Raw genomic sequence first — 13,900 nt, 5'->3', positions numbered from 1 at the left:
GCCTCACCTCGATTCCGCTTGCTTTATCTTCCATATAGCAAATTATTCTACAAAGTTTTTTATTTCCCTTTGTGCTATGCAGGATAAAAGATTACTGTCCGTTTCAGCTTGGCCATCATTATGCATAAAAAAAGTTCCGGGCGGGAAGAATGCACCCAGAACTATTATCTCCCTCAAGGGGGTGAGGGGGATGTAAACTTTTTCAACTCGCGCTTGCGCGCATACATTCGCTGGTCAGCCCGTTCAAAAATCTGCCGACAGCATTCATCTTCCGTGGGCACGTATTCTGCCATTCCCATTGCCACAACAACATCATTACGATAAAGATTTTTCTCAATGATCTGGTTAAAGGCATTTTGCAGCTGCTCACGGTTATCAAAGTCATCATTTTCCAGGACAGCAACAAATTCATCGCCACCCACGCGATACACAGGGCTTTTCTTAAAGATGTCACAGATTATCTTACATGCTTCTTTGATATACCGATCGCCCTCATCATGACCCAATGTATCGTTTATCTGCTTCAAATTATTAACATCAAAGACGATAATCGCCAACTTGTTTTTTACTTTCTGAGCCATCTGCCAGTCCAGCAGTTCTTCATGCTCCATAAAGGCCCTTTTGCTTTTCACACCAGTCAGGGCATCATTATAAGCCAGCTTCCACGTTCTTTTGTACTCCTGAAACTGCTCTTTCTCCCGTTCCAGTGCCAGTTCCAGATTATTGCGATACTCTTCCCGCTCGTTTTCCACAACGAAAGTACGCAGAAGACAGCACCCCAGCATATAGCTGATAGCATAAAGCGGATAGGTAGGAAAAAAAATCTGTATCGCCACCAGCACCAGCATGATAAAGCCGGTCAATCCGATGGTATAATACCGCTTCCGCTGTTTTTCATTACAATTCGAGGCAAAGCACAGCGTATACAGTGAAATCAGCAACAGAATGAGTATCTGATAAATAAAGACTGTATCCCGGGCAAGCCCGACATGATAAACCCCTGCTTCATCAAACCAAAACATACATGACCACCAACGGTTCAGTATGGTCACGATAAGTACCACCGCAAATAAAAGCTGCCCTGCATAACAAAATAACTGGCTGAAGATATTTTTTATCCCTAAATAAGCCACTACATAACGCAGCCACAGCCAAATCCCCGCTGCCATGACAATTAAATATATTTCTGTATCCACATACAGCCAAGTGAGTTTTTGCAGCTCATACAGCCATGCCCAGATTGCATCCACAATATAATAGCTGATTACCGCCAGCAAAAACATGCGGTATCGCCCTTGGTAAGACCTGTCAGCGGCCACTGAATCCCGCTGCAGCACATCATGGTTGGTAATGAGCAAAACCAGCAAAGCTAGAAAATCCACCAAACAATAATACATCCCTGCACTACCTCCTTCCCTGAAATCCTTTTCTGGTGTAGTGCCTCTGGATAACCATTGAATTTTCATTCAACAATAATATTCGCGAAAAAAAAAAAAAAAACCTGCAAGAATTAATAAAACTTTTCCACAAGCAAAGAAATCCAGAAAAAACAGCCCTGCAAGTTTTTCTCTTGCAGGGCTGCCCTCACTTAGTTAATCGAAGCATACATATACCGCATCCAAATCCTCAAGTCCCAATCCCATTTCACTGAAAGCTACGTGAAGCGCTTTGCTTACAATATCCACATTGTGCACTGCGTCGCCAGCTTTCAACATCATTTCCGCCTGTTTGCCTGCAGGATGCAAGGCAAACACGGAACCATCATAGCTGAGTTTGAACTCTGCCCCACCGCGTTCCGTCGTTATCGTGCGGGTATATTCGCGGTACTGGTCATGGCGTCCATTCTCAGGTACGGGAATATTCGTATCCGCTGCTTCCAGTGTCACTCTTTCCGGGTCTACCGACAGCTTGTAAGTACCGTAGCTTATAAGGTTGCCGCCCACTTTCTTCACAAAGGGAAGTTTCGCCGTGGTCAAACCTAAAACCTGCTGTACCGAAGTGGTCTTGGTATCCGTAACCAGCTGATAGCTGCCTTCCCCTGTGCGGGGAGTAAGGCTCAAGGCAGCAAACTGAGGACGTTCCAAGGTACCACCTGCTGCAGTCTGGTTAACCGGCTCCAGCGTATACACGCCCGTATACTTGAAGCGGTAATTATCTACGGTCGTCCCGTCCGTCACCTTATTGCCATTAACCAGCAGGTCAATCCCATAGGTATTGCCCGAGAGCTGACCGCCAATGTCATAGGCAACTGCAGGCGCGCTGTCTAATGTATCTCCGTTAACTAATTGTGATGCATAGCTTGCGCCCTGAATCTGGATGTTTTCCTTGTCCAGAGACGTTCCGCTGCCAGTTAAATCGAGCAGCACTTCTTTCGGCGTAATCGTCAGCTTTGCATTGTTGTAGGTAACGTTGTAGTTAGCTGCATCATTGGTATCTTCAAAGCTCAACGATGTAGCCAGCACAGCGTTAGCATACTCACCCACTGGCGCCGTCACAGCACTGGCACCGATAAGGGCTGCATAGCTGTCATTCAGGGTATAGTTTACTTGCCTGATGCTGTCACCATTAACCAAATTATCCGCCAGAATCATCTGCGTGTAATCGGTGCTGCCGTATGTAGTGCTAAGCTCTAAGGCTACGGTTAAGTCGCGCCGGTTCACGTTGATTTTTCCGGAGCCATAGGATGGCATGGGGTCATAGCCATTAGCAACTGCTTGCGATTGCAGGAATGCCGGGCTGTCGGAATTCATATTGATTTTATAGACGGCCATATGGTTGTCCGAAGCACTATATTGACCATCTGTTCTCGTTGCCGTTGCGGCAAAGCCATCACTTGTGGCACTTCCTGCTACACTGGTTCCATTAACTACAGACGATTCATCAAAGGCTGCACTGTAGTTCATGGAATCGGAAGTAACCGTCCATGTGGCCTGACTCTGGGCTTCATTGCCGTAAATCTTCTCCTGGTCATTAGCGGTAAAGGTTACCACTGGCTGATGACGGAAAATGTAACGGCCAACTGCACTGGCATCATCCGCCTGCACCGCCGTGTAACCGTAAGATTCGGACCCACGGTTCCACAGGGCATAGGTACCACTGTTGAGGTTGGTACCAAAGGTGTCTGCAGCCGGTGCATTGGAATAAATCTTCCAGCTGCCCCCGGTTCCCGTTTCGATTCCCTTGGCCTCCACAGAATTATTGATAAACGTGCCATCCTTCGCATCAATAATCACTGCATCAACAGCCGTTGCACTTGTTTGGATATTACCGTTCATCGTAACGGTCTTACCATTTTCCGTGGTAAGCAGCGCTACTTTGTCACTGGCCGTAATTCCATTGGTTGTGATATCACCCTGTGACGTAAGAGTTACGCCGCTAGCAGCAGAAGTGATACGGTCACCAACGGTTATGCCGCCAGCACCACCGGTAATGTCCACGCCATTGTCTGTGAATACCTGGCCTGTAAAGGTACCACCACTTGCCAGGTTCGTTCCACCTCCTATCTCTACTTTGCCTGCTGTATTGATGGTCAATTCCTGCAAGGTTGCAGATTTGCCAATGTTCCCGCCAATGGTCACATTGCCAGTGCCGCCCTGCAGATTTAACCCGGAATGCTCCGAATTGGTTTCCTGAATGAAACCTTTGACATTGTTCTTTTGGTTGTCAACATCCGCCCAACTGGTATCACAGCGCCAGCCAACGGCCACATAGGGCTGTTCGTACTTGCCATCATTATTTGGTTCGTTAAATTTATTGCTGGGGTTGGTAACATCATGGGACCAGCCCTGATACATATTTTCGGCTGTATAGCCATTTCCTGCCCCTGTGGCGGTGAAAAATACTGTGCCGGCACCATTATTGGCCAGTCCTTCGGGGCCGGTCTCCCAACGGAAAATACGATTCACGTTGACAACATGTGGACCAACATAATCCGTACGCCCACCAAGAAGCAGTTCATAATCCTTTCCTGCCATAAGGGAGCTGACCACCCAATCTTCCACAGCGGTGGTTATTGTTGCCAGATACTTGTCACCGATGGCTGCTCCACCAGCGGTTCCTTCTTTGGCAGCTTCCTTAGCAGTTTCCCAGCGGTTAAGGATAGATTCCCGATTGTTCGTTTTGTTGAAGGCCCAAGTTGTCAGTATATGCTTGGCTAATTTTTCATATTCTGCACTGGTCAATGCATCAAAATCTTTCGGAGCACCTACAGAGCCCAAACTTACATGCTCATTGAAATAAGCCTTCAGCGCTTCTTTTCGCTCTGCCGGAGTCGTGGGTTCTACCCGATTCTGGTATCCGCCATACTGATTAAAGCAACGTTCTGCAACTTCCTGATATAACTTTGCATAATGCTCATCCGTTTGCGCTAAATCAGCAAAGGCATCGAAAGCCATAAACACGATATCCTTCAGATGCTCATCATAATAGTATTTGGCAATGCTCTTCATTTCCGGATTATCTTTAACTTTGGTACCGCTATCAGTGTTATTGATAAACAGCTTATAGGTATTGGCCGAATCTACATTGCCGGTAATCTTAATCGCACCGCCTGTACCAGCAGCGTCACGGGTGTCAATCCGTAAAGCACCCTGATTAAGGCCTAAAGCCACATCACCATATAGGCTGACATTGCCACCTTTGGTGATTATCTGGCGAGCCGCATTTTCAGCATCTCCGTCTGCATGGCCAAAGTATGTACCGACAGTACCATTTTCGATAGCATTGCCGGTGCCAGAAGAAAAATTGCCGCCATTGGTATTGATATCTGCATTGAGAATTACCATACCTTTGGCATCCCCATCCGTATCAGCATGCAGATTCACATTGAGCATGCCGCTGGTGGAACGGATTGGTTTATTGACGGACACATTACGCTGCGCCTGCAGGGTCAGCGTGGCATCGTTGAGGCTCGTGCCAATCTGGTATTTCGTAATGGGAGCATTTACCGTAATATTGGAGGTACCCAAATCATAAAGCGAGGCACTGTTGGTATGGCCGTCAATCGCCTGAATGGTGACATTTACCCCTTGGCTGAGAAGCTGGCTGATATAGTCAGAATTGATATAGCTGTACGTTTCATGATTCGTTGTGCTATGGCTTACAAAGGAACCACTCGTATCGCTCAGCGGGGTATAACCGACTGGTGCCTCGTTGCTGATAATGATATCAATGGGGTCAAGCAGCCATTCACCAGCTTTGCCGGTACGGCCCTTCGCCTCAATATCAGCCGAAATTGACACGTCAAGTACATCACCGGAAGTCTCCACGAGGCCGCCATCCTTATCGCCGCTGGCGGTAAGTTTTGCATTAGCCTTAACACTGGTGTTCTCCCCAACGATGCGCACAATGCCGCCGCTCTGGCCTTCTGCCAGCCCCGAAGCATCCAAAGTACCGCTGACATTGACCGTACCATGTTCGCCGCCATCGAGCAGGATTTCTCCTTTGTCGTTGATGCTAGCGGTTTGGGCCTCGATAATGCCTTCATTATTAACGACTTCACTGAGCATATCGCCAGCGCTTTTCGCCGTCATCAGCACATGGCCGCCATTCGCCTGAATACTGCCGGTGTTCAGCACATGGGCATTGGCCAATTCCCCTGTGGTTTCGAAATTCAATTTTTTCGCCGAATCTATGGAAAGATTCAGATTTTTGGCCGCAGAAAGGGCAATCCTGCCGCCCTCACTAGCAATGCTGCCCGTGTTCTCCACCACAGATGCATGCAAAGCTACTAAGCCCCCTTGGGCCCGAATATCTCCGGCATTGATGATTTTGCCGTCCGATGCTTCACCGAGTTTCAGCGAGATTGCCTCCACGCTACCTCCCAAACCAGTCATGAAGCTATCGTCAACCTGTGCCGTTGAGGCTACCAGGTTTCCAACGTCTACTTGAGCCCCCTGTCCGAAAAGAACACCATGAGGGTTAAGCAGAAGCACCGTTCCATCTGCCTGCAAGTTACCGTAAATCTCGGATGCCTTGTTGCCGATGATCCGGTTAAGAGCGATATCGCTCGCTTGCTGATTGAATCTGACCGTTTCTCCCTTGGCAATATCGAAGGTGTTCCAATCCAGCGCCACGGTCTGCGTATGCTGATCAATTACGAGAGTTTGATCCTGCTTACTGATATCTGCGTCGCCAGAACGAACTGTGCCTCCTTCCGGAAGAGCTTCTGCGCTGTTCCAGGAAAAAGCTGTCATCATCATGCTCAAGGCCACTACCTGTTGCAGGGCCTTCTGCCGCGAAGATTTCATAAGATCATCCCCTTCTCGTATATCAAAAACCAGAGCAACATGAAGCCCTTGCCCTGGCATTTATTTCCTCTATATACTCTATATCGTCAAATCACCGCTTTTCCTTAAGTGTTTTTTTCAGAAAACGCAACTTTTTAATTTTGTTTTAATTATATCACAAGTTAAGCTCTGTGAATAGAGCTTTTTAGAAAAAGGAACAGCCCTGCAAGATTTACTCCTGCAGGGCTGCCCTTACGCAGTTATGCGAAACATACATATACTGCATCTAAGTCATCAAGTGTCAATCCCATATCATGGAAAGCTGTGTAGAGCGCCTGACTTACAACATCCACATTGTGAGCCGCGTCACCAGCTGCTAACATCTTTTCGGCCTCCTGCCCTATGGGATGAAGGGCAAAGACGGAGCCGTCGTAGCTGAGTTTGAAATCTGCCGCGCCACGCTTCGTCGTCAGATTCTTGGTGTACTCACGATACTGGTCGTGAATACCATTGGCCGGCACTGGAACACTCGTATCAGCAAGTTCCATCGTCACCTTGTCCGGGGCAACCGCCAGCCGATAAGTGCCGTAGCTTGTAAGCGTGCCATTGACTTCCTTCACCAGCGGCAGCTTGGCAGTGGTCAAACCTAAGACCTGTTCAACCGAGCTGTTCTTTTCTTCCTGTACCTCACGATAATCTGCCTCGCCGGTAATTGGCGTAAAGGTTAATGGAGCAAACTGCGGGCGTTCCACAGAATTATTATAGCGATAACTTTCCTCAACACCTAATTTGACAATATCTGCTTTTATGTTCTCGGCAGAATATTTATGAAGGGCTTTGTCCAAGTCTTGATTTCCAGTACCTGCATTATTTTTGGCCGCATAATTGATACCACCACCAATAGTAATTTTGCCACTAGTCGTAATATCAAGCTCATGCAAACGTGCCGACTTCCCGATGTTCCCTCCTATGGTCACCTTGGCGCTACCACTATTCACCTTAAAACTAGATGGTTGAGTATTCGTTTCCTGAATGAAACCTTTGACATTACTCTGCTGATTGTCAACATCACTCCAAAATGAATCATTATCGCGCCAACGTAGTGCTAAGCAAGGTTGGCCATCGCCGGTTGGACTAGCACTATCATTGTTCGGATCATTATTATTCTTTTTATCATTATGTAACCAATCCTGATACATATCTAAGCTAACATAACCTTTGCCTTTATCAGTAGTGGTATAAAAAGATGTTTCTCCATTTTCTCCTTCCGGTCCAGTTTCCCAACGGAACACACGGTCTTTAGGAGAATCGACCTTTACTGTATGTCCTCCAACAAAAAATTGTTTATCAGAAACATTCTCCAACCTAGAGCCCACAATCCATTCTTCCAAGGCCGTGGTAATTGTCGCGAGATACTTATCTCCCACATTTGCGCCACCAGCTGTGCCCTCCTTGGCCGCTTCCTTGGACAATTCCCAACGATTCAATATTGATTCTCTATTAACAGGAGTCTTGTCCCAACCTTTTAGCGAGAGCACTGTCGTATATAAATCATCAAGCTTTTTCAAGTCTTTTGGGTCGTTACTCGAAATTAAATCATCATATTTTTTTTCAGGGATTTGTATCTTAGACTCATAATAATCCTTAATAGTTTTCTCTACCCCACCATAGGACTCAAAACTCTTTTTTACTTCCTCTTTCTCTTTTGGGGTTAAATCTTTCAACTCTTTATTATATTTACTTTTTAAGTTACCTACATAATAATCATTTAATGCCCCACCATATGATTCATAACGCTCTTTAATTATTTTTTGTTCCTCTGACGGTAATTCAGACCAGTTCTTATAGTAACCATGCGCATACAGATAATTATCATAGTATTCTTTAACAATATTTTCAATACCATCATTTTCAGGTTTTATCGTTTTCTTAATTCCATTTAATTCATGAACATAATCCGTATAATTTGTACTATTAGCTGATATCACCTTGTAAATATTCAGCGAGTCTACATTGCCAGTAATATTGACAGTACCATTTTTGCCAGATTTACTTATGGTATCAACGGTCAATGTACCACCATTCAACCCCATTGCCACATCACCATATATATTAATATTTCCACCATTAGTAGTTAAGTTAATCGATGGTTCGTCTTGCTCAGTCAATTTATCATTAGTAGGTGTATTGTTTTTTTCATCATAAGGTCCAAAGTATACACCAACTGTAATTTCTTTCTTCCCCTCATCATTAGTATTCCATGCTCCTGCTGTAAATTCACCGCCATTGGTATTAATATCCGCACTAATTGCTACCATGCCTTTTGCATCACCGTCAGTATCAGCATGTAGGACTACATTGAGTTTATTATCACCGCTTGCAGATATTTTTTCTTTTACTACTATATTGCGCTCAGCTTCTAATGTCAGCGTCGCTTCTTTTCCTTTAGTCATTTCTATAGGTGAATCAACGATAATATTAGAGTCTTTTATCCTTATCTCTTCCTTATCTACCGTTTTAGTTTTACTATCTATTGCCTTAATAGTAACACTCGTTCCATCATTAAGTTTGCTAATTACGGAATTAGCATCAATAAAGCTATAACCTTCTCCTTGGATTGTATTAATATTGTCTTTATCATCACTAATGGTATATGGTATTCCGTTCTTTGTATTGTTATTTCCAATATAGACATTCAGCGGGTCCAGCAGCCACTCCCCAGCCTTTCCCGTGCGCCCTTTAGCCTCAATATCAGCCTTGGTTGACACGTCAAGTACATCACCGGAGGTTTCAACAAGACCGCCGTCTTTATCGCCACTGGCGGTTAGTTTCGCACTATCCTTGACACTGGTATTCTCGCCAAGAATGCGCACAGTGCCGCCGCTTTGACCTTCTGCTAAGCCAGAAGCATCCAGTTTACCGCTGACATTGACCGTGCCATGCTCACCGCCATCTAACAGGATTTCTCCCTTGTCGTTGATACTGGCAGTTTTGGCTTCGATAATGCCTGTGTTATTGACCACTTCGCTGAGCATATCGCCGGCGCTTTTGGCCGTCATGACCACATAGCCGCCATCGGCCTGAATCGTACCTGCATTCAGCGTATGGGCATTGGCGGTTTCGCCGTTGGTTTCAAAATTAATTTTGCCTGCCGTATCGATGGCGAGTTCCAGATTTTTAACGGCGGCAAGAGACACTTTGCCCCCGTCATTTTTGATGCTGCCGGTGTTTTCGACATTAGCTGCATGCAAAGCCACGAGGCCGCCCTGGGCTTTGATGTCACCAGCATTGATTACCTTACCTTTAGAAGCTTCACCAAGGTTCAGTGAGACATCCCCGCCATCACTAAAACCTTTCATGAAGCTATCGTCAACCTGTGCCGTTGAAGCAATCAAGTTTCCTACATCCACCTGTGCTCCTTGTCCGAAGAGAATTCCCTGCGGATTTAAGAGGAACACCGTACCTCCCGCCTGCAAATTGCCATAGATTTCCGAAGCCTTATTGCCTAAGATGCGATTGATGGCAATATCACTGGGATTCTGATGAAAGCGAACCGTTTCGCCTTTGGCGATATCAAAGCCTGTCCAATCGAGAGCCACTCGCGAGGTCTTTTGGTCGATGTCCATGGTCTGGCCGCTCGTTTTTATCTCCGCATCACCGGAGCGGACCTCGCCGCCTGTGGGCATTGCTTCTACACTGCCCCAGGAAAAAGCAGTCATCGTCAGTCCCATGGCCACCATCCAGCGCAATGCTTTTTTCTGTGTATATTTCATATTGACGATATCCCCTCTCTGTTAGAAGTACAAACCGCCGCGCAGCCAGAAGCGTCCGCGCGGACTGCTGGTATCACTCTGAGGCTTTGCTGCGCCCAATATCCAGGCGTAATCCGCCCGAAGGAAGAATTCATCCCTGCGCGAGAAAATAACGCCCAAGCCTGCCCCCTGCAAGAAGCGTTCATTGTCGCTCAGGCCGTCATCATGCTTATTGATTTGCACGCCGCCATGGTCAAGGAAGGCGGCCAGCTGCCATTGATTTTTTCCCTGCGGTGGCAGAGCGTAACGCAATTCACCACGCAACAGATAGCCGATATCTCCCGAAGCCTCGCTGGCAGGATATGCCCGCACACCGCTGGCTCCGCCCAAGGAGAAATGCTCTGAGGAATCGAGATTGGAGCTGGCAAGCTGACCTCTGGCAGTCAAAATCAGATTCAGGCGATTGGTCAAGCGCTGCTGCTGCATCAGATTGAAGCGGAGCTTATGGAAGGTGCCGGATGTCTGACTTATCTGTCCTCGTCTCCGCCCTTCATCATTTTCAAAGGCGAGATTCCCCCATTTATAATCCACCCGCCAGCTGAATGCGCCTCTTCCTGACAGGTCATCACCGTAAAGGGACAACACCACACCATCGCTATGCTTGGGCACATTGGAATTTGCCGTGCGGATTTCATCCTTTAAGCTGTTATGCTCATAGCGCAAGCCCGCATAGAGGTTATGCATCTGGCTGCGCTTAATGGCGTAATCTAGCCCCAAGGAAGCGGAGCGGGATGTGCCGCAGGCATCCAATCGTTCATAGACATCCCCCAGTTCATAGGATAGCTTGTTATAGCCAAGAGACAGCCGCAAACCATCCTTGCCCACAGGCAGGATGTAATTCAAACCATAATTGTACAGCTTAGAGCCTGTGGTGTTTCCCGCCAAGGCCAGCTGGTCGCCCTCACGGGCAGGATTCAATATATCATAGGACAGGCCATAGGAATAATAGCCCGTATAGCGGTTGCCGTAATTATCGGCACTTAACAGGCCGCATTTGCCCTGATGGCCCGATAATTCAATCTTGACCGTTACCGTGCCGGTCTGCTGGCCTGTTGCTAACGTTGCCTTGGCTTCTGCCCCAGCCAAATCGGACAACAGCCATACAGCCCGCTCCAATTTTTGACGGGTCAAATAATCTCCCGGTTTCAAAAAGCCAATTTCCCGTTTGAGCGCTGACTCATGAATTTTCGTCTTATTGTCAATTTCCACTTTGTCCAAACGTCCGACCAGGATGGCATACTCCACTATGCCACCGCTGATTTTCTGGGCGGGAATATAACAGCGGGCCATAAGGTAACCGTGTTTGCGGAAATAGGCAGTGATTTTATCGGCTCCGGCCTGCAAATCCTTGAAGGTCACCATTTTCCCATTATATTCGGCCACCAGAGCCTGCAGGACATCATCGCTGTATATGTCCTGACCGCTGATTTTGAAACCCTTGACCTGAATTTTCACCTCGTCCGGCATGGTAAGGTTCGGCCGTTCCTTCTCCGGAGCGGCAATCGACGCGCGGTTGACTTCATCCTCAGGATGGGTCAAATCTCTATCCTGCTGCTCTCTAGTCAAACTGCCTGCATCAGGTGCATCGGGGCCTCCAGGGACCAACACTGCAGCTTCCGCATGATTTCCCCAGACCACTGCCGCGGTCATCAATACTCCAAGATAACGTAATTTCCAATTCAAACAAATCCACACTCTTTTCTGCACACAAAAAAAGAATACTTGCGTCCTCTGACGCAAGTATTCCACAGTCTATAAAACATCTCTCAGCAATTCCATCTCAATCGCAAGCCATTTCCTGTGCCCAATAGTAACGGCCATCGGCCCCTTTAGCGCAGGTAACGCCCATTTTCGTATAATGACGGTTGAGAATGTTGGCACGATGAGTCGGAGAATTCATCCAAGCCTGAACGATTTCCGCTGCATCTTCTGCCGTGCTGACGGCCAGGTTCTCACCGAACCAGCTGTAAGATTCGTCTGCTACTACGGACTGAACTTCACGGCCATCCGGACGCTGATGAGCGAAATGAACGCCTGCTTCCTCTGCACGAATGTCAGAAGCTGCAGCCAAAGTTTCGTCCATGGTCAGGGGCTGTACGCCAGCTGCCATACGTTCTACATTTACGAAATGGAGAACGCTGTTTTCCAAATTGGCGGCCATAGCCGGAGTTGCTGCCATAACAACCACCGCGAAAACCAGCAGGGAAACCATCCGCTGCCAGGTCTTCATTTTGCTCGCCTCTTTCGTTTGTAAACTTCACTTATCGCTTATGAGCACTTAGTCTCCTCACCTTATGCCCTCCTGCTGTGCAGGGAAGTTCAAAGCTCCGTTTTACAAACCAGCGAAACTTCATTCGCATCTTTCGATGGAATAAAGGTGTCCTCCTGCTGGTGCAGCCATCACATGTCTGCCACGGTGTTGTTTATGTAGTTTTCAGACTTCTTACTACCTTAATTATAGCGAATAATCCATAGGTTAGCAATACTTTTGTCAGAAAAATTTGCATTTTATTTTATGTTTTTTTCATTAACTATTATTTTCTATTCGCCAAACAATGGAAAACTCCTGCAAGGAATTGACAAGTCAACGGATAAAAAAACTGACATGTCAAAAATTGACATGTCAGCCATAAGTTTACTTCGTGAGTTTATAGTATTTTTTCTTGCCCTTCTTCACGATGGCTTCGCCATCTTTGAAGTCAGCATCTGTCAGCACATAATCCACATCGCTGACTTTTTCATCGTTGAGGGACAGGCCGTTCTGCTGAATCAGACGGCGGCCTTCGCCCTTGGAGGCAAAGACTTTGCCTGCTACGAGCACATCGAGAAGTTTCTGACCGGCTTCGGCCTTGACTTCGGGAATGTCTGCACCGGCACCGTTGCCACCGAACATTGCTTCAGCAGAAGCTTGCGCCTTGTTGGCTTCTTCTTCGCCGTGGACAATCTTCGTCACTTCGTAAGCCAAAACCTTTTTAGCTTCGTTGATGGCGGCATCCTTGAGGGAACCTAAGCGGCGTACTTCATCCATGGGCAGGAAGGTCAGCAGCGCCAGGCAGTTTTCCACATCAGCATCATCCACATTGCGCCAATACTGGTAGAATTCGTACGGGCTGGTCTTTTCCGCATCGAGCCACAGAGCACCGCCTGCGGTCTTGCCCATTTTCTTGCCGTCGCTCTTGGTCAAGAGCTTGTTTGTGAGACCGTAAACAGCCGTGTTGTTCTTGCGGCGGTTCAGTTCCACACCAGCAATGATGTTCGACCACTGGTCGTCGCCGCCCATTTCCAGTTTGCAGCCGTAACGGCGGTTGAGTTCCAGGAAGTCATACCCCTGCATAATCATGTAGTTGAACTCGAGGAAGGTCAGGCCCTTTTCCCAGCGCTGCTTATAGCAGTCAGCAGCCAGCATGCGGTTAACGGTGAAGCAGGCACCAACTTCGCGCAGCAGGTCGATGTAGTTGAGCTTGCGGAGCCAATCGCCGTTGTTGACCATGATGGCCTTGCCATCGCTGAAGTCGATGAAGCGGGAAATCTGCTTCTTGAAGCATTCGCAGTTATGCTCGATGTCTTCATCGGTCAGCATCTTGCGCATGTCCGTACGGCCGGACGGGTCACCAACAGTACCCGTGCCGCCGCCTACGAGGCAGATGGGACGGTGGCCGGCACGCTGCATATGAGCCATTGCCATAAGGGCAATAAAATGTCCTGCATGGAGACTGTCAGCGGTCGGGTCAAAACCAATATAGAACGTCACGCGCTCCTTATCGAAAAGTTCCCGCAGTTCTGCTTCATTGGTGCACTGGGCGATAAAGCCGCGTTCCTGTAATGTGTCAAATACGTTTGCCAACAAACTCTCTCCTTTGT

6 protein-coding genes are annotated in these 13,900 nt (G+C 47.4%); all 6 read right to left on the bottom strand.

Annotated elements, in window-relative coordinates; translation table 11 throughout:
* Window positions 1-173: 173 nt before the first annotated feature.
* Window positions 174-1,397, bottom strand: coding sequence for a GGDEF domain-containing protein (locus T320_RS13760; RefSeq protein WP_051608516.1), 1,224 nt, complete (start codon window positions 1,395-1,397; stop codon window positions 174-176).
* Between the two features lie 195 nt (window positions 1,398-1,592).
* A complete protein-coding gene (locus T320_RS13755) occupies window positions 1,593-6,248 on the bottom strand; it encodes a two-partner secretion domain-containing protein (RefSeq protein ID WP_051608515.1) in 4,656 nt (1,551 codons plus the stop codon).
* A 239-nt stretch (window positions 6,249-6,487) separates the two neighbouring features.
* Window positions 6,488-10,000 carry a two-partner secretion domain-containing protein gene (locus tag T320_RS00750; RefSeq protein WP_037351985.1) on the bottom strand — a complete coding sequence of 1,171 codons (3,513 nt, stop codon included), beginning with the start codon at window positions 9,998-10,000 and terminating at the stop codon, window positions 6,488-6,490.
* Window positions 10,001-10,021: 21 nt separating this feature from the next.
* Window positions 10,022-11,722 (bottom strand): ShlB/FhaC/HecB family hemolysin secretion/activation protein, encoded by a 1,701-nt coding sequence (locus T320_RS00745; RefSeq protein WP_156032676.1) that lies wholly within the window; start codon window positions 11,720-11,722, stop codon window positions 10,022-10,024.
* A gap of 97 nt (window positions 11,723-11,819) precedes the next feature.
* A complete protein-coding gene (locus T320_RS00740; RefSeq protein WP_051608514.1) occupies window positions 11,820-12,269 on the bottom strand; it encodes a CAP domain-containing protein in 450 nt (149 codons plus the stop codon).
* A 405-nt stretch (window positions 12,270-12,674) separates the two neighbouring features.
* The gene (tyrS, locus tag T320_RS00735; protein WP_037351981.1) at window positions 12,675-13,883 is read right to left on the bottom strand and encodes a tyrosine--tRNA ligase; all 1,209 of its coding nucleotides are present in this window, start codon (window positions 13,881-13,883) and stop codon (window positions 12,675-12,677) included.
* Window positions 13,884-13,900: the final 17 nt, after the last annotated feature.

Origin of the sequence: Selenomonas sp. FC4001 (assembly GCF_000701565.1) — a bacterium.
Classification (GTDB): domain Bacteria; phylum Bacillota; class Negativicutes; order Selenomonadales; family Selenomonadaceae; genus Selenomonas_A; species Selenomonas_A ruminantium_B.
Note: the sequence above shows the minus strand (reverse complement) of the source record. Positions and strands in the feature narration are given on the sequence as shown.

Excerpts from the sequence above, each read along its gene's own strand:
- T320_RS00750 (WP_037351985.1), bottom strand. The coding sequence starts at position 10,000 with ATGAAATATACACAGAAAAAAGCATTGCGCTGGATGGTGGCCATGGGA.
- T320_RS00740 (WP_051608514.1), bottom strand. The coding sequence starts at position 12,269 with ATGAAGACCTGGCAGCGGATGGTTTCCCTGCTGGTTTTCGCGGTGGTT.
- T320_RS13760 (WP_051608516.1), bottom strand. The coding sequence starts at position 1,397 with ATGTATTATTGTTTGGTGGATTTTCTAGCTTTGCTGGTTTTGCTCATT.
- T320_RS13755 (WP_051608515.1), bottom strand. The coding sequence starts at position 6,248 with ATGAAATCTTCGCGGCAGAAGGCCCTGCAACAGGTAGTGGCCTTGAGC.